Origin of the sequence: Methylobacterium aerolatum, assembly GCF_022179085.1 — a bacterium.
Taxonomy (GTDB): domain Bacteria; phylum Pseudomonadota; class Alphaproteobacteria; order Rhizobiales; family Beijerinckiaceae; genus Methylobacterium; species Methylobacterium aerolatum.
The window spans coordinates 1-19,128 of record NZ_BPQE01000039.1 but is presented as its reverse complement, the minus strand read 5'-3'; the positions used below and the strand labels follow the sequence as shown (position 1 = coordinate 19,128).

Sequence of the window (19,128 nt, the reverse complement as noted above, 5' to 3'; positions counted from 1 at the left end):
GCTCCTCAGCCGCGCCGGGCACGGGCGCCGAACAGGCCGTTCGGCAGCAGGAAGAGGACGAGGAGGAACAGCACCATGCCGGCGAGTTCCTGCAACGCGCTGCTCGCGAGGGTGACGGTGAGCGCCTCGGTGACGCCGAGCAGGATCGCCGCCAGGAACACGCCGGGGATCGAGCCGACGCCCGCGAGCACGGTGACGATGAACGCCTTCACGGTGAGCGCGTGGCCGAGGGCCGGCTGCACCACGCTCATCGTGTAGAGCGCCACGCCCGCGAAGCTCGCGAGCGCCCCGGCGACGAGGAAGGAGACGAGTTCGGTCCGCACCGGGCTGATGCCCATGAGCTTGGCCGCCGCCCGGTTCGAGGAGACGGCGCGCACCGCCCGCCCGTACCAGCTCGTCTTCAGCCACCACCACAGGGCGACCATCAGGGCGAGGCTCACCCCGAAGGCGACGACCTCGCCGTTCATGGCGTAGACCGGGCCGACCGAGGTCGCGTCCTGCAGGGTCGCCGAGGCGGTGGTGCGCGCGTCGCTCGCGAAGATCAGCAGGATCGCGTTCGTCAGGATGATGCCGACCCCGAAGGTCAGGATCAGGGAGTTGAGCTCCCGGTGCTCGCGGATGCGGTCGATCATCAGGAACAGCACGGCGCAGACCGCGCTCACCACGAGGAGCGCCAGGGGGATCGCGAGGTAGGGATCGAGCCCCAGCCGCCCCTCGACCACGTAGGCGCAGTAGGCGGCGAGCAGGACGAGTTCGCCGTGGGCGAGGTTGATGATCCGCATCGCCCCGAAGGAGAGGGCGAGGCCGAGCGCCACCAGGGCGTAGACGCTGCCGACGAGGAGCCCGGAGAACAGGGCCTGGAGGACGAGATCGGTCATGCCCGCCTCACCAGGGCAGGCCGGGATAGACGATCTCGCCCGTCGCCGAGGCGGGCGGCGAGACCAGCACGACCTTGCCGGCCCGGTGCTGGCCCATGGCCACGGCAAAGCGCGGGTTGTCGCCCGTGGCGTCGAACTGGACGGGGCCGAGCAGGGTCTCGCGGTCGGTCTGGCGCATGGCGTCGGGCAGGCCGCCGGCCTTGAGGGTGCCGGCCTCGGCCGCGCGGGCGATGGCCTCGGCGAGGATCGTGGTCTCCACGAAGCTCAGGGTGGAGAGGTACTCGATCTCCTTGTTGTAGGTCGTCTTGTAGACCTCCGCGAAGCGCTTGCCCTCCTCGTCCTTCATCTCCACCGGGTAGGGCAGGAAGGAGGTGCCGACGACGTTGTTCATCAGGTCGGGGAATTCGGCGGACATCTTCGGCGTGGCGAGCGACCACGCGCCGACGACGAGCTTGACCGGCGGCTTCAGCACCTTGGCGGCGCGGATGATGCCGACATAGTCGTTCTCGTAGGCCGACATCATCAGGATGTCGGAGCGGTCCTGCAGCTTCACCTTGTTGATGATCGGCTTGAAGTCGGTGATCGCCGGGTCGAACTCGTGCACCGTGACCTTCACGCCCTTGGCGGACAGGTCCTTCTGCAACCCCTTGGCGAGCAGGGCCGGCGCCTCCTTGGTGGAGGCGAGGATCGACACCGAGGTCGGCTTCAGGGCCTCGAGCAGGGTGCCGATGCCGCGTTGGTAGCCGGCGTTGTTGTTGATGCGGAAGAAGGTCTTGAGGCCCCGGACCGTCAGCTCGTCGCTCACCGCGCCGGCCGTGATGTAGGTGGTCTTCAGCCGGTTCGAGGCGTCGGAGGCCGGGCCGATGATGTTCGAGCCGTAGCCGCCGACCACCGCCACCGCCCCGTCCGAGACGAGCTTCTCCACCGCCGAGACGGCCTTGGCGGGCGTGCTCTCGTCGTCGATCACCTGCAGGCGGATCTTGTGCTTGTCCGAGCGGGCGTTGAACATCTGGATCGCCACCCGCATGCCCTCGTCGAAGGCTTGGCCGGAGCGGGCGAGGGATCCGGTCAGCGGCATGTGGGCGCCGACCAGGATCTCGTCGGCGCGGGCCGCGCTCCCGGCGAGGGTGGCGAGGGCGATCGACGCGGCCGCGACGGTCCTGCGCAACATGGGGCTTCCTCCCTGGGCGCGGACCGGAAGCCGGCGGCGCGCGTGATTCGTCTTGATGCGCGGCCTCTGAGGGGCCGCGTCAGCGTCCGGTCCGCGGGGCGGCCGAAGCGGGTGCGGCATCGCATGCTGCGTCTTGCGTTGTCAAGAATTCGCAGATGGATGTTCTGCACAACGGAACGAGACTGTTCGACGGGCCGGATGGAACGCCCTTGGCCACGCTCCGCCGTTCTTGCGAGCGCAGCGAAGCAATCCAGGGCAGCGGGACGTCTCCGACTGTGGCGCCCACCTCGGATTGCTTCGCTGCACTCAAAATGACGAGCATGGACAAGGGTACCCCGCGAACTGACCAAGGCCCAAGAGCGTCGAGCTGCGATCGGCCCGAATTCCCCACTCAGACTTGACACGGCCCACGGCAGGCGCGACATCCCTCCCATAAATGCAAACCACTATTCTGCATTGCAGAACACGGGAGGAAACGTGGTTCGAGAGGAGATCCAGGGCGGCGTCGCCGTGCTCACGCTGTCGAACCCGCCCGTCAACGCGCTCGGCCACGGCCTGCGCGCCGCCCTCGACGCAGCGCTGGAGCGCGCTCTCGCGGATGCCTCCGTGCGGGCCGTGGTGCTGGCGGCCGAGGGCAAGGTCTTCGTCGGCGGGGCGGACATCTCGGAGTTCGGCCAGCCCCCGCGCCCTCCCCTGCTGCCGGACCTGCTCGCCCGCCTCGACGGCGCGGGCAAACCCGTCGTCGCGGCGATCCACGGCGCGGCGCTCGGCGGCGGCCTCGAACTGGCGCTGGCCTGCCACGCCCGCGTCGTCGGGCCGAAGGCCAAGCTCGGCCTGCCGGAGGTGAAGCTCGGCCTCATCCCCGGCGCGGGCGGCACCCAGCGCCTGCCGCGCCTCGTGGGGCCGGAGGCCGGCTTCGCGATGATGCTGGGCGGCGAGCCGGTCGATGCCGCCAAGGCCGTCGAGACCGGCCTCGCCGACGCCCTCGAGACGGGCGACCTCGTCGCGGCCGCCCGCACCCTGGCGCTCACGCTCGGTGAGGGCACGCCGGTCCGGGTCCGCGACCGCGGCGAGCGGTTGGATCCGGCGGCGCGTACCGCCTTCGAGGCCCGGGCCGCCGAGGCCCTGAAGAAGGCCCCGGGCCAGCCGAACGTGGCGGCGCTGGCCGACGTCGTGCGCGCCGGGTTCGATCAGCCCTTCGACGAGGCCGTGGCCACCGAGCGCGCCCGCTTCCTCGCCCTGGTGGACGACCCGCGCTCCAAGGCCCTGCGCTACGCCTTCTTCGCCGAGCGTGAGACCGCGCGGGTGCCGGGCTTGGCCAAGGACACGCCGCGCCGGGCAATCGCCTCGGCGGCGGTGGTCGGCGCGGGCACGATGGGCGGCGGCATCGCGCTCTGCTTCGCCAATGCCGGCATCCCGGTGGTGGTGATCGAGACCGAGCGGGAGGCCCTCGACCGGGGGCTCGACCGGATGCGCGCCACCTATGCGTCCTCCGTCAAGCGCGGCTCCCTCACCGAGGCGGCGATGGCCGAACGGATGGCGCGCATCACCGGCGCCGTCGGGCTCGACCTCGCGGCGGATGCCGACATCGTGGTCGAGGCGGCCTTCGAGGAGATGGGCGTCAAGGAGACGATCTTCTCCGCCCTGTCGCGGATCGCCAAGCCCGGCGCGATCCTGGCCACCAACACCTCCTACCTCGACATCGACCGGATCGCCGACGCCACGGACCGCCCCGGCGACGTGCTCGGCCTGCACTTCTTCAGCCCGGCCAACGTGATGCGCCTCGTGGAGGTGGTGCGGGGCGCCCGCACGGCGCCGGACGCGCTCGCCACCGCCAACGACCTCGCCCGGCGCTTGGGCAAGCTGCCGGTGACGGTGGGCGTCTGCTTCGGCTTCGTCGGCAACCGGATGCTGGCCCAGCGCAGCGCGGCGGGCGAGCGCCTGCTGCTGGCGGGCGCCCTCCCCCACGAGGTCGATGCCGCCGTGACGGAGTTCGGCTTCCGCATGGGCCCCTTCGCCATGGCCGACCTCGCGGGCCTCGACATCGGCTGGCGCACCCGCAAGGCCACCGGCGGCAAGGCCCCCGTCGCCGATGCGCTGTGCGAGGCGGGCCGCCTCGGCCAGAAGACCGGCAAAGGCTTCTACCTCTACCCCGAGGGCGCCCGGACGGGCGCGCGCGACCCCGAGGTCGAGGCCCTGATCGAGCGCACAGCCGCCGAGCACGGTATCACCCGGCGCAGCTTTTCGTCCGAGGACATCGTCGCCCGGCTGATGCTGCCGATGGTCAACGAGGGCGCGCGCATCCTCGAAGAAGGCATCGCGGCGCGCCCCGGCGACATCGATACGATCTGGCTCAACGGCTACAACTGGCCCGCGTGGCGCGGCGGCCCGATGCACTGGGCCGACGGCCTCGGCCTCGCCACGGTCGCCGCCGAGCTGGAGCGCTTTTCGCACGAGACCGGCGACGGGAATTTGCGCCCCGCGCCGCTGCTCGCCCGCCTCGCAGCCGAGGGCAAGGGCTTCGCCGACTGGGGCGGCCGGTGACCCCCGCGCGACCGCCCCGCCCTCTCCTTCCGCACGCGAGTTTCCGATGACGGACGCCGTAATCGTCGCCACCGCCCGCACGCCCATCGGCAAGGCGCATCGCGGGGCGCTGAACCTGACCCACGGGGCGGACCTCGCCGCCCACGCCATCCGCCACGCCCTCGCCAGGGCCGGAGTCGAGCCGGAGGCCGTGGAAGAGGTCGTGATGGGCTGCGGCTACCCGGAGGCGGCGACCGGCGGCAACGTCGCCCGCCACGCGAGCCTGATCGCGGGGGTTCCCGTCCAGGCGGCGGGCGTCACCGTCTCGCGCTTCTGCGCCTCCGGCCTCCAGGCCATCGCCGACGCCGCCAAGCGCATCCGCCTCGACGGCGTGCCGGTGGCGGTGGCGGGGGGTGTCGAATCGATCAGCCTCGTCCAGCCGCAGGTGCGGCGCGAGCTGACCCGCAACGCGTGGCTGGAGGAGCACCTCCCCGCCATCTACATGCCGATGATCGAGACCGCCGACATCGTGGCGGAGCGCTACGGCATCTCCCGCGAGGCGCAGGACGCATTCGCCGTCCTGAGCCAGCAACGCACCGCCGCCGCGCAGGACGCCGGGCTGTTCGACGACGAGATCGTGCCGATCACCGCCACCATGGCCGTCACCGACAAGGCGACGGGCGAGACCCGCCACGTCGAGACGCGGCTTTCCAAGGACGAGGGCAACCGGCCCGAGACCACCCTGGAGGGCCTCGCCAAGCTCAAGCCCGTGCGCGGCGAGGGCGCCTTCATCACGGCGGGCAATGCGAGCCAGCTCTCGGACGGCGCCTCGGCCTCGGTGCTGATGTCGGCCGACGAGGCCGCCCGCCGGAACCTCGCGCCGCTCGGCCTCGTCCGCGGCTTCGCGGCCGCCGGCTGCGGCCCGGAGGAGATGGGCATCGGCCCGGTCTTCGCGGTGCCGCGCTTGCTCGAGCGCAACGGGCTCACCGTGGACGATATCGGCCTGTGGGAGTTGAACGAGGCCTTCGCCTCGCAGTCCCTCTACTGCCGGGACAAACTCGGGATCGACCCGGACCGGGTCAACGTCAACGGCGGCGCGATCAGCGTCGGCCACCCCTTCGGCATGTCGGGCGCCCGGCTCGTCGGCCACGCCCTGCTCGAGGGCCGCCGCCGGGGCGTGCGCTACGCCGTCGTCACCATGTGCGTCGCCGGCGGCCAGGGCTGCGCCGGCCTCTTCGAGATCGCACGGAGCTAACACCATGGACCTGCGCTTCACCCCCGAGGAGACCGCCTTCCGCAAGGAGGTGCGCGCCTTCTTCCACGCCGAGATCCCGGCCGAGATCCGGAAGAAGGTCTCCGAGGGCCGCTCCCTCGCCCGCGAGGACTACGTCACCTCCCAGCGCATCCTCAACGCCAAGGGCTGGGCGGTGCCGCACTGGCCGAAGGAATGGGGCGGGCAGGCGTGGGATCCGATCCGCCGCTACATCTTCATGGAGGAGCTGATGCAGGCGGCGGTGCCCCTGCCCCTGCAGTTCAACTGCTTCATGGTCGGCCCGGTGATCGCGGCCTTCGGCAACGAGGCGCAGAAGAAGCGCTTCCTGCCGCGCATCGCCAACCTCGACGACTGGTGGTGCCAGGGCTTCTCCGAGCCCGGCGCCGGCTCGGACCTCGCCTCCCTGAAGACGCGAGCCGTGCGGGACGGCGACCACTACGTCGTCGACGGCCAGAAGACCTGGACCACCCTCGGCCAGTACGCCGACTGGATCTTCTGCCTCGTGCGCACCGATCCGGCGGCGAAGAAGCAGGCCGGCATCTCCTTCCTGCTCATCGACATGAAGAGCCCCGGCATTGCGGTGCGCCCGATCATCACCATCGACGGGCGCCACGAGGTCAACGAGGTCTTCTTCGATTCCGTGCGCGTGCCGGTCGAGAACCTCGTGGGCGAGGAGAACAAGGGCTGGGACTACGCCAAGTTCCTGCTCGCCAACGAGCGCACCGGCATCGCCCGCATCGGCCTCACCAAGGAGCGCATCGCCCGCGTCAAGCGGCTGGCCCGGGAGACCCCGGCGGGCGACGGCACGATGTGGGACGATGCCGCCTTCCGGGGCAGGATCGCCTCGGTCGAGATCGAACTGAAGGCCCTGGAGATCACCCAGATGCGGGTGGTGGCGGCGCAGGCCAAGCGCGACGCGTCGAAGCCCGATCCGGCCTCCTCGATCCTCAAGATCAAGGGCTCGGAGTTGCAGCAGGCGGCGACCGAACTCCTCCTCGAACTGGCGGGGCCGCTCAGCCTCCCGGCACCGGTGGCCAACGACAGCGATGCCCTCGGCTGGGAGGCCTTCGCCGCGCCGACCTACCTCAACACCCGCAAGGTCTCGATCTACGGCGGCTCGAACGAGATCCAGCGCAACGTGATCGCCAAGGCGATCCTGGGACTCTAGTGCAGTGACGCAGTCACTTCGTTCATGCGTTCTGCACCAGCTGATTGTTTTTACACCGATTTTTCCAGTCTCGGCTGGCGCCTCCGACTGGATCGATGCACGAGCGCCCCGTCATGGCGAGCGTCGGCGAAGCCATCCAGGGCGTCGGGACGTCTCAAGACGTGGCGCTGCTGGATTGCTTCGCTTCGCTCGCAATGACGGCGCGGTGTCCCGTGTTCGCCCCATGAACCGTAGAAATAAGCTCCAACGGACTTCAGCACGATGGATTTCGACCTCACCGACGAGCAGAACCTGCTCAAGGACAGCGTGAGCCGCTGGGCCTCCGACCGCTACGGCAGCCTGGAGAGGATCGAGGCCGCCCGCCGCAAGCCGCTGGGCTTCGACGAGGCCGCCTGGACCGAACTCGCCGAACTCGGCCTCCTCGGCCTGCCCTTCGCGGAGGAGGATGGCGGCTTCGGCGGCGGCCCCGTCGAGACCATGATCGCCGTGGAGGCGCTGGGCCGCCACCTCGCCCCCGAGCCCTACCTCGCGAGCGTGGTGCTGGGCGGGACCGCCCTGCGGCTCGCGGGCAGCGCGGCGCAGAAGGCGGCGCTGATCCCCGGCCTCGTGGAGGGCCGCCATCGCCTCGCCTTCGCCCATGGCGAGCGGCAGGCCCGCTACGACCGGTTCGACGTCGCCACCACCGCCCGGCGGGAGGGCGACGGCTTCGTCCTCGACGGCGCCAAGTGCGTGGTGCTGAACGCCGACGCGGCCCACACCCTGGTGGTCAGCGCCCGCACGGCCGGCGGACGGCGCGACGCGGACGGGATCAGCCTGTTCCTCGTCCCCGCCGACGCGCCCGGCCTGACCGTGACGGCCTATCCGACCCAGGACGGCGGCCGGGCGGCGGACCTGACGCTCGCGGGCGTGACGCTTCCCTCCGACGCGCTCCTGGGGCAGGCCGATGCGGGCCTGCCGGTGATCGAGCGGGTGCTCGACGGCGGCATCGCCGCCGTGAGCGCCGAGGCGGTGGGCGTGATGGAGGCGCTCCACACCCTCACCGTGGACTACCTGAAGACCCGCAAGCAGTTCGGCACGGCGATCGGCGGCTTCCAGGTGCTGCAGCACCGCGCCGTCGACATGTTCGTGGCCCTGGAACAGGCCCGCTCCATGGCCCTTTACGCCACCATGATGGCGGCCGGGGACGACGCGGCCGAGCGGGGGCCCGCCGTCTCCGCCGCCAAGGTGCAGGTCAACCGCTCGGCCCGCTCCGTGGGCCAGGAGGCGGTGCAGCTCCACGGCGGCATCGGGATGACGCTCGAATATCTCGGGGCGCACCTGTTCCGGCGCCTCACCGCGATCGAGGTTCTGTTCGGCGATACGCCCACCCATCTGCGCCGGGTGAGCGACGCGGGCGCCCTGCCGAGCGCCGCCTGAGACGAGGAGAGACGCCATGAACGCTCCGATGCGCCCGCCCGGCTCCGCCGCGCCCGACGCCCCGCCCTCCGCCCGCTTCGTGTGGGACGATCCCTTCCTCCTCGACGAACAGCTCACCGAGGACGAGCGCGCGATCCGCGACGTCGCGCAGGACTTCGCCCGCGAGCAGCTCCTGCCCGGCATCGTGGACGCCTACGCGCACGAGACCAGCAACCCGGACCTGTTCCGGCGCATGGGCGAGCTGGGTCTCCTCGGCGTGACCCTGCCGGAGGAGTACGGCTGCGCGGGGGCAAGCTACGTGGCCTACGGCCTCGTGGCGCGGGCGGTGGAATCGGTCGATTCCGGCTACCGCTCGATGATGAGCGTGCAATCCTCCCTCGTCATGTACCCGATCTACGCCTACGGCTCGGAGGAGCAGCGGAAGAAGTTCCTGCCCAAGCTCGCCTCGGGCGAGTGGATCGGCTGCTTCGGCCTCACCGAGCCCGATGCCGGCTCCGATCCGGCGGGCATGAAGACCAAGGCGGTGCGCACCGCCTCCGGCTACCGCCTGACCGGCGCCAAGATGTGGATCTCGAACGCGCCCTTCGCGGACGTGTTCGTGGTCTGGGCGAAGTCGGAGGCGCACGACAACGCGATCCGCGGCTTCGTGCTGGAGAAGGGCATGAAGGGCCTCTCCGCCCCGACCATCAAGGGCAAGCTCTCCCTGCGCGCCTCCACCACCGGCGAGATCGTGATGGAGGACGTGGAGGTCGGCGAGGACGCGCTCCTCCCCAACGTCTCGGGTCTCAAGGGGCCCTTCGGCTGCCTCAACCGGGCGCGCTACGGCATCTCCTGGGGCGTCATGGGCGCGGCGGAGGATTGCTGGCGCCGGGCCCGCGACTACACCCTCGACCGCAAGCAGTTCGGCCGCCCGCTGGCGCAGACCCAGCTCGTCCAGAAGAAGCTCGCGGACATGCAGACCGAGATCGCCCTGGGCCTCCAGGCCTCCCTCCGGGTGGGCCGCCTGATGGACGAGCACAAGATGGCGCCGGAGATGATCAGCCTCGTCAAGCGCAACAATTGCGGCAAGGCGCTCGACATCGCCCGCGTCGCCCGCGACATGCATGGCGGCAACGGCATCATGGGCGAGTACCACGTGATGCGGCACGCCCAGAACCTCGAGACGGTCAACACCTACGAGGGCACCCACGACGTCCACGCCCTGATCCTGGGCCGGGCGCAGACGGGCTTGCAGGCGTTTTTTTGAGACTCGGCCGCTTAACGCGGATCGAGACTCGAACAGCCCTGCCGTCATCCCGGGGCCGCGCAGCGGAGCCCGGGATCCAGACACGCCGACACCACCGCCCGTGGCACCGTCGGCGGTTCTGGCTTCCGGGCTCGCCTCCGGCGCCCCGGAAAGACGACAATGTCCCGCCCCTCACCGCCCCCAGCGCAGGACCATCGCGTCGTTGCGGCGGGCGAGCTCGATCAGGCCGGCGCGGGTCGCCGGGTGGAGGGGCTGGATCGGCAGGCGCGCGGTCTCGTGGGCGATCACGCCGCCCTCGGCCATCAGCGCCTTGCAGGCGAGCAGGCCGCACTGGCGGTTCTCGTAGTTGATGAGCGGCAGCCAGCGCTCGTAGGCGGCCATGGCCTCCTCCCGGCGTCCGGCGGCGTAGGCGTCGGTGATGGTGCGGATCCCGTCCGGGTAGCCGCCCCCGGTCATGGCGCCCGTGGCGCCTGCGTCGAGGTCGGCCATCAGGGTGATCGCCTCCTCGCCGTCCCAGGGGCCGACCACCGCGTCGCCCCCTTGCGCGATCAGGTCGCGGAGCTTGGCGGCGGCGTTGGCGGTCTCGATCTTGAAGTAGGAGACGTGCGCGATCTCCCGGGCCATCCGCGCGAGGAAGGCCGCCGAGAGGGGCGTGCCGGCGACGGGCGCGTCCTGGATCATGATGGGAATCGTGATCGCGTCCGAGACGGCGCGGAAGAACTCGTAGACGCCGAGGTCCGGCACGCGGATCGTGGCGCCGTGATAGGGCGGCATGATCATCACCATCGCCGCGCCGGCTTCCTGCGCCCGGCGGGACCGCTCGGCGCAGACATGGGTGGCGAAGTGCGTGGTCGTGACGATGACCGGCACCCGGCCCGCCACGTGCTCCAGCACGGCGTGCATCACGGTCTCGCGCTCCCCGTCCGTGAGGACGAACTGTTCCGAGAAGTTCGCGAGGATGCAGATCCCCTGGCTCCCGGCCTCGATCATGAAGTCGATGGCCCGGCGCTGCCCGTCGAGGTCGAGGGCGCCTGCGGCGTCGAACACCGTCGGGGCCACCGGGAACACGCCGCGATAGGGGGCCGTCATGGGTCTCATCCTCGCAAGAGATTTGTCTGAGTTAACACGAAGGGCGTCGCGCCCTTCGGGTCCTGGAGTCAAGTCCCGGCCGGTTCGCCGTCTCGGGCGGGAGGGACCGGCCACCGGACGTGCCGCGGAGTCCGTCGCGCGGTCGGTCCTTCGGGGCGGCGCGCCCCGGCGCGGGCCCTGACCGGGCGGACGCAACGGGCCGCGGCCCGGGGAGTTGAGCCGGAACGCCCGTCTGGTACACCGCTGGCCCGATGCATACGACCGAGAGCGCTCCCCTGCGGACGGGGCCGGAGAGTCTTCGCCACGACACGGACCGTATCCTGTCCGAGATCGCCGCCGGCCGCGCGGGCGGCGATCCGTTCGCGGCGGCGGTGGTGGCGACGCGGATGCCGATGATCGTCACGGACCCGCGCAAGCCCGACAACCCGATCATCTTCGCCAACGACGCCTTCCGCGATCTGACCGGCTACACCCGCGAGGAGATCGTCGGCCGCAACTGCCGCTTCCTCCAGGGCCCCGAGACCAATCCCGAGGACGTCTCGCGCATCCGCGAGGCCGTCGCGGCGGGCCGCCGGATCGAGATCGCGATCTGCAACTACCGCAAGGACGGCACGCCCTTCTGGAACCAGCTGCTGGTGGCCCCGGTCAGGGACGAGGCGGGCGGCGTCATCTACTTCGTCGCGAGCCAGTACGACATCACGTCGGACTTCGCGCAGCTGGCCGCCCTGCGGGGCGAGAACGCGGCGCTGATCGCCCAGCACGCCGCGAGCGCCGAGCGCCTGAGGATCGCGGACGCGACCCTGCCGCTCGCGACGGAGGCCGCCGAGATCGGCCTGTGGGACATCGATCCGGTCGCGAACACCCTGTCCTGGCCGCCGCGGGTCAAGGCGATGTTCGGCCTCTCCCCCGACGTGCCGGTCACCATGGCCGACTTCGAGGCCGGGCTCCACCCCGAGGACCGCGCCACGACCAGGGCCGCCCTCGACGCGGCGCGCGATCCGGCGAGCCGGGCGATCTTCGAGGTCGAGTATCGCGCCATCGGCCGGGATGACGGCGTGGTGCGCTGGGTCGCGGCCAAGGGACGGGGCCTGTTCGACGAGGCCGGGGCGTGCGTGCGCGTGGTCGGCACGGCCATCGACATCACCGCGCGCAAGCAGGCCGAGATCGTCCTGCGCGAGAGCGAGGCGCGCTTCCGCAACATGGCCGACCACGCGCCGGTGATGATGTGGATCACCGACGGGAACGGGGCCTGCACGTATCTCAACCGGCAATGGTACGCCTATACGGGCCAGACCGAGGCCGACGGCCTGGGCCTGGGCTGGCTGGAGGCCGTCCACCCGGAGGATCGGGGCTGGTCGGAGGAGACCTTCCTGGCCGCCAACGCCGAGCGGGCCGCCTTCCGCCTGGAATACCGCCTCAGGGGCCGCGACGGCGGGTACCGCTGGTTCCTCGACGCCGCTCAGCCCCGCCTCGGCGAGGACGGGAGCTTCTGCGGCTATATCGGCTCCGTCACCGACATCGACGACCAGAAGGTCACCGAGCGCCGCCTCGTGGAGACGACGCGTCGCCTCGACGCGATCCTCGACAACACCACGCAGGCCATCTTCGTGATGGATGAGCGCCAGCACTGCAGCTACATGAACGCGGCGGCCGAGGCGCTCACCGGCTACGCCCTGGCCGAGACGCAAGGGCGCGCCCTGCACGACGTCGTGCACCACACCCGGCCGGACGGCTCGCCCTATCCCCTGTGCGAGTGCCCGATCGACCAAGCCTTCCCCGAGAACAACCAGGAGCAGGGCGAGGAGGTCTTCGTCCGCCGGGACGGGAGCTTCTACCCCGTGGGCTTCACGGCGAGCCCCATCCGCAACGAGGACGGGCAGCCGATCGGCACCGTCATCGAGGCCCGCAACATCGAGGGGGAACTCCGCGCCAAGGCGGCGATGGAGGCGTTCAACGCGACCCTCGAACAGCGCGTGGCGGAGGAGATCGCCAAGCGCGAGACCCTGGAGGAGGCCCTCCGGCAATCCCAGAAGATGGAGGCGGTCGGCCAGCTCACGGGCGGCCTCGCCCACGACTTCAACAACCTGCTCGCCGGCATCTCGGGCTCGCTGGAACTGATGCAGAGCCGGATGCAGCAGGGCCGCTTCAACGACGTCGAGCGCTACATGGCGGCGGCGCAGGGGGCGGCCAAGCGCGCCGCCGCCCTCACCCACCGCCTGCTGGCCTTCTCCCGCCGCCAGACCCTCGACCCGAAGCCCACCAACGTGAACCGCCTCGTAGCGGACATGCAGGACCTCATCCAGCGCACGGTCGGCCCCGCCATCCCGATCGAGGTCGTCGGCGCCACGGGGATCTGGCCGGCGCTGGTCGATCCGTCCCAGCTCGAGAACGCCCTCCTGAACCTCTGCATCAACGCCCGCGACGCGATGCCGGAGGGCGGGCGCATCACCATCGAGACGGCCAACCGCTGGCTCGACTGGCCGGCCTCGCGCACCTACGACGTGCCGGAGGGACAGTACCTGTCCCTGTGCGTCACCGACACGGGCACCGGCATCGCGCCGGAGGTGCTGGAGCGGGTGTTCGAGCCCTTCTTCACCACGAAGCCGCTGGGCGAGGGCACCGGCCTCGGCCTGTCGATGATCTACGGCTTCGCCCAGCAATCGGGCGGGCAGGTGCGGATCTACTCGGAGGTCGGCAAGGGCACCACCGTCTGCATCTACCTGCCCCGGCACTACGGCGACGTCGAAGAGAGCGCCGGCCACGACGACGCGGTGGCGCTGCCGCGCTCCGAGCAGGGCGAGACGGTGCTGATCGTCGACGACGAGTCGACGGTCAGGATGCTGATCACCGACATTCTGGAGGATCTCGGCTACACCGCCATCGAGGCGAGCGACAGCGCCGCCGGCCTGAAGGTGCTGCAATCGGATGTGCGCATCGACCTGCTCGTGACCGATGTCGGCCTGCCCGGTGGGATGAACGGGCGCCAGATGGCGGATGCGGCCCGCGTCTCCCGGCCCGACCTCAAGGTGCTCTTCATCACCGGCTACGCGGAGAACGCCATCATCGGCAACGGCAAGCTCAAGCCCGGCATGGCCGTGCTGACCAAGCCCTTCGCCATCGAGACGATGGCGGCCCGCATCCGGTCGATGATCGAGGCGGGCTGACAGGGAGGCCGGGGGCGGCGGCCGGCCCGGGCCCGCGGACGGCGAGACTCGCGGTGGCGCGTCTTGCTATGAGACCCGGGGGCCGCCTCCTCGACGACGCGGTCCGGCCTCATGGGGGAGGACACCAATGCAGAGCTTCGTCCGCGCCAAGCTGCACGGGATCCGCGTCACCGGCGCCGACCTGAACTATCACGGCTCCATCACGATCGACGCCGATCTCTGCCGCGAGGTCGGCCTCGATCCCCTCGAATTCGTCGAGATCTGGAACAAGATGTCGGGCGCGCGGATCAGCACCTACGTGCTCTACGGCCCGGCGGGCTCGCGCTGCTGCATCCTGAACGGGGCAGCCGCCCGCACCTGCCAGGTCGGCGACGAGGTGATCATCGCCTCGGCGAGCTACGGCGCCGTGGACGACGTGATCGCCCACAAGCCGCGCGTGCTGATCTTCGGCGCGGACAACGCCGTGGTGGACAGGGTGGTCTACGACGTCTTTCGCGACGAGGAGGGCCGCCTCGACATGCGCATCCTGGAGGCGGAGACCGGCGCGGAGGAGCCGCCGCGGGTGGCGACCCGGATCCGGGTGGCGTAGGGCCCCGCCGCGGGCGGCGGCCCGGCATCCCCTTCCCCGGGCCGGGCCGAATGCTCAGACGCACTCACTGGGTTCATGCGCGTGAGCACTCGCTTTTTGTCTTTGCATCAATGTTTCCAAACACGGCTGACGCCTCCGTCTGGATCGATGCACTAGATCAGACCTGCGCCGCAGGGGCGCCGAGGGGAGGATCCATGAAGCACGGGGCCCGCAACGACATTCCCGCCACGGTCACGGCGATCAAGCGCGGGGGCGTGATGGCGCAGATCGAGGTCGAACTCGTCGGCACCCCCTACCGGATGAGTTCGGTGATGACCCTCGATTCGGTGGAGGAGCTCGGCCTCAAGGAGGGCGACGCCGTCCACGTCCTCGCCAAGGCGGTGAACGTGCTGCTGGTGAAGCCCTGACGCCCCGGCCGGTCAGACCCTGATGTCGAGCCGCTGCCCCTGGCCCGCCGGAGCCGGGGGCGAGGCGGAGGCGGCCGTCTGGGCCACGAGGTCGGCCACGGCTTTCCCGGCGTCGATCTGCTGGCGGGCGACCGCCACGCCGACCGACTGGGCGAAGCCTGCGGCTTGCATCTGCACGGCGGGCGCGATCGAGCTGCTCATGGCGCCATCCTGATCCACCACCGGTAAAGGCCGGGTGAGCGGGACGGGTCGAATGCCCGCGATCGCCCCCGGCGTCGCCGGGGCGGAGCGGTTCGCCCGACCGGACGGCGTTCCGGGGACGGGGAAACCCCCGCCCGGGCCGAATGCCATCTTGCCAACGCGGTCCCGACGGGGGAGTCCGGTGCGCCGATCGCGCAACCGGAGATCACATGCCGCCCCTTCCTCGTCTCACCCTGGTCGTGGCCAGCCTGTGGGCGAGCGCGGTCGCGGGTGCCGCGGGGATCGGGGGGCCCGCCCCCGCGGAGGGCGTGCTGCGGATCGCCATGACCGCCGCCGACATCCCCACCGCCACCGGCCTGCCCAACAACGGCTTCGAGGGGATGCGCTTTTTGGGCTACCCGGTCTTCGAGGCCCTGGCGCAGTGGGACCTCTCGGGCCACGGCCTCAAGCCCGCCCTGGCCGAACGCTGGGAGCAGGATCCCGCCGACCCCCGCGTCTGGACCTTCCACCTGCGCCGGGGCGTCACGTTCCACGACGGCACGCCCTTCGACGCCGACGCCGTGCTGTGGAACCTCGACCGCTACTTCAAGGCCGACAGCCCGCAATTCGAGCCGCAGGCGGCGGGGATCTCGCGGGCGCGGGTCCCGATCCTGGCTGGCTACCGGAAGGTGGACGGGGCCACCGTGCAATTCACGACGACGGAGGTGGCCTCCTTCTTCCCCTACATGGCGGTGTACCTGCTCATCGCCTCGCCCCGCCCCTTCGAGGCGGCGGGACGGGACTGGACGAAGGTCCCGGCCGTGCCGGCGGCGGGAACCGGCCCGTTCCGGATCGTCAGGGTCTCCCCGCGGGAATCGGTCGAGCTCGCCCGCAACGACGCCTACTGGGACACCGGTCGCCGGGCCAAGCTCGACGGCATCCGCCTGCTGCCGATCCCCGACGCCAACGCCCGCGTCGCCGCCCTGCGCGCCGGCCAGGTCGACTGGATCGAGGCCGTGCCCCCGGACGCGATCCCCTCCCTCAAGCAGGCGGACTTCACCGTCGCCACCGCGCCCTATCCGCATATCTGGCCGTGGATCTTCAACAGCGGCGCGGAGGGGAGCCCCCTGAAGGACGTCCGCGTCCGGCAGGCCCTGAACTACTGCATCGACCGGGAGGGCATCGTCACGCTGCTGGCGGGCACCGCCGAACCGGCGAGCGGCTGGCTCAACGACGGCGACCCGGATTTCGGCACGCCGCAGAACCGCTACGGCTTCGAGCCGGGCAAGGGCCGGGCGCTCCTCTCGGAGGCCGGCTACGGTCCGGCCAAGCCCCTCGCCCTGACGGTGATGATCTCCGCCTCGGGCTCGGGGCAGATGCTGCCGCTGCCGATGAACGAGTATCTGCAGGAGACCCTGAAGACCGCCTGCGGCGTGGAGGTGAGCTTCAGGGTCGTGGAGTGGCAGGTGCTGCTCAACGGCCTCCGGGCGCGGCCGGACGCTCCTGGCGTCCGGGGGGTGGACGCCCTCAACATCTCCTCCCCCTCCTCCGACCCGGCGGTGATGGAGCGCTACTTCTCCTCCGCACGGTTTCCCCCCGCCGGCTTCAACTTCGCCACCTGGGCGGACCCGCGCTTCGACGCGGCCTTGAAGGCGCTCGCGGAGACCACGGACGAGGCGACCATCGCCGCGCAGACGCGCATCGCCCACGAGCGTTTGGTCGACAATCCACCATGGTTGTATGTTGTCCATGATCTCAACCCTCGGGCGCTGGCACCGAGGGTGCAGGGCTTCGCCCCGTCCCGGACTTGGTTCGTCGACCTCACCCGGGTGAGCGTGCGCTAGTGCATCGATCCAGTCGGAGGCGTCGGCCGGGTCCGGAATGATCGATGCATGGACGACGGGCCTGGTCAGGCGCACCCCGTGTCATCCGAGGGTCACGGAGGATGCTCCAGTCTGGCCCCCTGTCGTGCCGGGCCGGCCTTCCGCGTCGGCCGGCCGTGCGCCGGGGGCAAGGGGCAAGGGTAACGAGCGAGGGCAGGAGGCCCGTCATGACCGAACTCCACACCCTGTCCGCCGCCGCGCTGGCGGGGTTGATCGGTGCGGGCCGCGTCTCGCCCGTCGCGGCGGTGGAGGCGATGATCGACCGGATCGCCCGCCTCGATCCCACGCTCCACGCCTTCACGGAGGTCTTCGCCGACGACGCCCGGCTCGCCGCCGAGGGGGCGGAGCGGGCGATCCGCTCGGGCCACGCGGTCGGCCCCCTGCACGGGGTGCCGGTGGTGTTGAAGGACCTGATCGACCTCAGGGGGCGCATCACCATGGGCGGTTCGGCGGCCTACCGCGACCGCCGCGCCGCCCACACCGCGACCGTCGCCCGGCGGCTGATCGCGCAGGGCATGATCGTGCTCGGCAAGACCCACACCGTCGAGTTCGCCTATGGCGGCTGGGGCACCAACCCCCGCCTCGGCACCCCCCGGAACCCCTGGGACCCGGAGGTGGCGCGGACGCCCGGCGGCTCGTCGAGCGGCACGGGCGTCGCCGTGGCGGCGCGGATGGCCCCCTGGGGCCTCGGCACGGACACGGGCGGCTCCGTGCGCCTGCCCGCCGCCTTCTGCGGACTCACGGGCCTGAAGGTGACGGTGGGCCGGGTCTCGACCCATGGGATCGCACCGCTGGCAGCCACCTTCGACACGCCCGGCCCCCTCGCCCGCACCGTGGAGGACGCGGCGCTGCTCTACGAGGCCATGGCGGGGCCGGATCCCCTCGATCCGCTGACGCGGGGCGTCCCGCCCGTCGAGCCCTGGAGCCCCCGCCATCGGGGGGTGCGCGGCCTGCGTCTCGCCCGGATGCCGGAGGCCGAACGGGAAGGCGTCGCCCCCGCCATGCTCGCGGCCTACGACGCGGCCCTCGCGGTTCTGGAGGGCGAGGGCGCGACCCTGGTCGAGATCGCCCTGCCCTTCCGCTTCGCGGATTTCCTGGCGATGAGCGCGGTCACCAACGCGGAGGCGTATTTCGTGAACCGCGCGCTGGCGGAGGATCCCGCCGCGCCCCTCGGCGAGGCGGTGCGGGCGCGGGTGCTCGCGGGCGCCTCCGTCACGGCGCAGGACTACCTGGCGACGCAGGCGCGGCGGGCGGAGCTGGGGCTGCGGTTCGCCGAGGCCATGGAGGGGATCGATGCCCTCCTCACCCCCACCACCGAGACCGCCGCCATCCCCCTCGCGGAGGTGGACGAGGACCACCTGCCCGCCCGCTTCACCCGCTTCGGCAACCTCCTCGGCCTCTGTGCCCTGGCGCTGCCGGACGGGTTCACGGAGGAAGGCCTGCCGCTGTCGCTCCAGATCGTCTGCCGCAGCTACGACGAGGCCACGGCCTTGCGCGTCGGCCACGCCTACCAGCAGGCGACCGACTGGCACCGGCGCCTCCCGCCGGCATGACGCGCACGGCCTGCGCTCGAAGCAGAGACTGATTCGGTCGAAGAGATTGTGGCGGAAATGAAGCATGAAAGCCGACCTCATCTCGGCGTTGCCACGTTCTGCTTCGGCGTGCGGTCCGGGATTGCTTGGCCATAGCCGCCTCGACATGGCCGGACACAGAACTCGGCCCTTGCGGTTTTTCAGGATAGGGTTACCGGGATCGCCCCCTCGCGGCGGGCGGAAATCCGGCGGCGCCTGTGCGTCTCGCTTCAAGATGTTGACGGATCTACGTATTCATCCTCGAGGACGCCGCCTGGACCGCAGCGCGGGTCGCCCCGCACCCCGCGGGGGCCCCGGTGCGGCGGCGCGGATCGAAGCAACTTTTCTGAATAATTTTGGATTCTTTCGGGATCGGTTTTGGTTGATGGAGTGTTACGGCGGCCGAGGGCATCGGCGCCGATGACGTGGCCCCGATCGCTGCCCCATTCCCGACGGAGGGTTGCTTGATGTGGGATACCGGGTTCGACCCGTCGGCGTCGGCTGTGGATCGCTCCTTCGGGTCCGGGACTCCGCCCTCGGATTCGGTGAGCCTGTCCCGCGCGGCCAAGC

14 protein-coding genes are annotated in these 19,128 nt (G+C 71.1%); 10 read left to right on the top strand and 4 right to left on the bottom strand.

Annotated features, from left to right (window positions below; translation table 11 throughout):
- Positions 1 to 5: 5 nt before the first annotated feature.
- Positions 6 to 878 (bottom strand): branched-chain amino acid ABC transporter permease, encoded by an 873-nt coding sequence (locus MFF06_RS21030; RefSeq protein ID WP_238207796.1) that lies wholly within the window; start codon positions 876 to 878, stop codon positions 6 to 8.
- A gap of 7 nt (positions 879 to 885) precedes the next feature.
- On the bottom strand, positions 886 to 2,049 hold the full coding sequence (locus tag MFF06_RS21025; RefSeq protein WP_238207794.1) for an ABC transporter substrate-binding protein: 1,164 nt from the start codon (positions 2,047 to 2,049) through the stop codon (positions 886 to 888).
- 477 nt (positions 2,050 to 2,526) lie between these two features.
- On the opposite strand from MFF06_RS21025, the gene MFF06_RS21020 reads away from it, so the two are divergent.
- From MFF06_RS21020 to MFF06_RS21000, 5 genes are all read left to right on the top strand, one after another.
- Positions 2,527 to 4,593, top strand: coding sequence for a 3-hydroxyacyl-CoA dehydrogenase NAD-binding domain-containing protein (locus tag MFF06_RS21020; RefSeq protein WP_238207792.1), 2,067 nt, complete (start codon positions 2,527 to 2,529; stop codon positions 4,591 to 4,593).
- Between the two features lie 46 nt (positions 4,594 to 4,639).
- The gene (locus MFF06_RS21015; RefSeq protein WP_238207790.1) at positions 4,640 to 5,827 is read left to right on the top strand and encodes an acetyl-CoA C-acyltransferase; all 1,188 of its coding nucleotides are present in this window, start codon (positions 4,640 to 4,642) and stop codon (positions 5,825 to 5,827) included.
- Positions 5,828 to 5,831: 4 nt separating this feature from the next.
- Complete coding sequence (locus MFF06_RS21010; protein ID WP_238207781.1) at positions 5,832 to 7,013, top strand: acyl-CoA dehydrogenase family protein; 1,182 nt, start codon at positions 5,832 to 5,834, stop codon at positions 7,011 to 7,013.
- 261 nt (positions 7,014 to 7,274) lie between these two features.
- A complete protein-coding gene (locus tag MFF06_RS21005; protein WP_238207779.1) occupies positions 7,275 to 8,429 on the top strand; it encodes an acyl-CoA dehydrogenase family protein in 1,155 nt (384 codons plus the stop codon).
- Between the two features lie 16 nt (positions 8,430 to 8,445).
- The gene (locus MFF06_RS21000) at positions 8,446 to 9,675 is read left to right on the top strand and encodes an acyl-CoA dehydrogenase (protein WP_238207777.1); all 1,230 of its coding nucleotides are present in this window, start codon (positions 8,446 to 8,448) and stop codon (positions 9,673 to 9,675) included.
- A 171-nt stretch (positions 9,676 to 9,846) separates the two neighbouring features.
- Here the strand turns inward: MFF06_RS21000 and MFF06_RS20995 are convergent, their stop codons facing one another.
- The gene (locus MFF06_RS20995) at positions 9,847 to 10,764 is read right to left on the bottom strand and encodes a dihydrodipicolinate synthase family protein (RefSeq protein WP_238207775.1); all 918 of its coding nucleotides are present in this window, start codon (positions 10,762 to 10,764) and stop codon (positions 9,847 to 9,849) included.
- A 251-nt stretch (positions 10,765 to 11,015) separates the two neighbouring features.
- On the opposite strand from MFF06_RS20995, the gene MFF06_RS20990 reads away from it, so the two are divergent.
- The 3 genes from MFF06_RS20990 (at position 11,016) to MFF06_RS20980 (ending at position 14,924) form a co-directional block, all read left to right on the top strand.
- The gene (locus MFF06_RS20990; protein ID WP_238207773.1) at positions 11,016 to 13,928 is read left to right on the top strand and encodes a PAS domain S-box protein; all 2,913 of its coding nucleotides are present in this window, start codon (positions 11,016 to 11,018) and stop codon (positions 13,926 to 13,928) included.
- A gap of 127 nt (positions 13,929 to 14,055) precedes the next feature.
- Entirely contained in the window at positions 14,056 to 14,517 is a 462-nt protein-coding gene (panD, locus tag MFF06_RS20985) for an aspartate 1-decarboxylase (RefSeq protein WP_238207771.1), read from the top strand.
- Positions 14,518 to 14,711: 194 nt separating this feature from the next.
- Complete coding sequence (locus tag MFF06_RS20980) at positions 14,712 to 14,924, top strand: TOBE domain-containing protein (RefSeq protein ID WP_238207769.1); 213 nt, start codon at positions 14,712 to 14,714, stop codon at positions 14,922 to 14,924.
- 12 nt (positions 14,925 to 14,936) lie between these two features.
- Here the strand turns inward: MFF06_RS20980 and MFF06_RS20975 are convergent, their stop codons facing one another.
- Complete coding sequence (locus MFF06_RS20975) at positions 14,937 to 15,125, bottom strand: putative motility protein (protein WP_238207767.1); 189 nt, start codon at positions 15,123 to 15,125, stop codon at positions 14,937 to 14,939.
- 209 nt (positions 15,126 to 15,334) lie between these two features.
- On the opposite strand from MFF06_RS20975, the gene MFF06_RS20970 reads away from it, so the two are divergent.
- Entirely contained in the window at positions 15,335 to 16,948 is a 1,614-nt protein-coding gene (locus tag MFF06_RS20970) for an ABC transporter substrate-binding protein (protein ID WP_238207765.1), read from the top strand.
- A gap of 206 nt (positions 16,949 to 17,154) precedes the next feature.
- Positions 17,155 to 18,540 (top strand): amidase, encoded by a 1,386-nt coding sequence (locus tag MFF06_RS20965; RefSeq protein WP_238207764.1) that lies wholly within the window; start codon positions 17,155 to 17,157, stop codon positions 18,538 to 18,540.
- Positions 18,541 to 19,128: the final 588 nt, after the last annotated feature.

What these genes read in the sequence shown, in the direction of transcription:
- MFF06_RS21030 (WP_238207796.1), bottom strand. Translation starts at nt 878, where the DNA reads ATGACCGATCTCGTCCTCCAGGCCCTGTTCTCCGGGCTCCTCGTCGGC.
- MFF06_RS21025 (WP_238207794.1), bottom strand. Translation starts at nt 2,049, where the DNA reads ATGTTGCGCAGGACCGTCGCGGCCGCGTCGATCGCCCTCGCCACCCTC.
- MFF06_RS21015 (WP_238207790.1), top strand. Translation starts at nt 4,640, where the DNA reads ATGACGGACGCCGTAATCGTCGCCACCGCCCGCACGCCCATCGGCAAG.
- MFF06_RS21010 (WP_238207781.1), top strand. Translation starts at nt 5,832, where the DNA reads ATGGACCTGCGCTTCACCCCCGAGGAGACCGCCTTCCGCAAGGAGGTG.
- MFF06_RS21005 (WP_238207779.1), top strand. Translation starts at nt 7,275, where the DNA reads ATGGATTTCGACCTCACCGACGAGCAGAACCTGCTCAAGGACAGCGTG.
- MFF06_RS21000 (WP_238207777.1), top strand. Translation starts at nt 8,446, where the DNA reads ATGAACGCTCCGATGCGCCCGCCCGGCTCCGCCGCGCCCGACGCCCCG.
- MFF06_RS20995 (WP_238207775.1), bottom strand. Translation starts at nt 10,764, where the DNA reads ATGACGGCCCCCTATCGCGGCGTGTTCCCGGTGGCCCCGACGGTGTTC.
- MFF06_RS20990 (WP_238207773.1), top strand. Translation starts at nt 11,016, where the DNA reads ATGCATACGACCGAGAGCGCTCCCCTGCGGACGGGGCCGGAGAGTCTT.
- panD (WP_238207771.1), top strand. Translation starts at nt 14,056, where the DNA reads ATGCAGAGCTTCGTCCGCGCCAAGCTGCACGGGATCCGCGTCACCGGC.
- MFF06_RS20980 (WP_238207769.1), top strand. Translation starts at nt 14,712, where the DNA reads ATGAAGCACGGGGCCCGCAACGACATTCCCGCCACGGTCACGGCGATC.
- MFF06_RS20975 (WP_238207767.1), bottom strand. Translation starts at nt 15,125, where the DNA reads ATGAGCAGCTCGATCGCGCCCGCCGTGCAGATGCAAGCCGCAGGCTTC.
- MFF06_RS20970 (WP_238207765.1), top strand. Translation starts at nt 15,335, where the DNA reads ATGCCGCCCCTTCCTCGTCTCACCCTGGTCGTGGCCAGCCTGTGGGCG.
- MFF06_RS20965 (WP_238207764.1), top strand. Translation starts at nt 17,155, where the DNA reads ATGACCGAACTCCACACCCTGTCCGCCGCCGCGCTGGCGGGGTTGATC.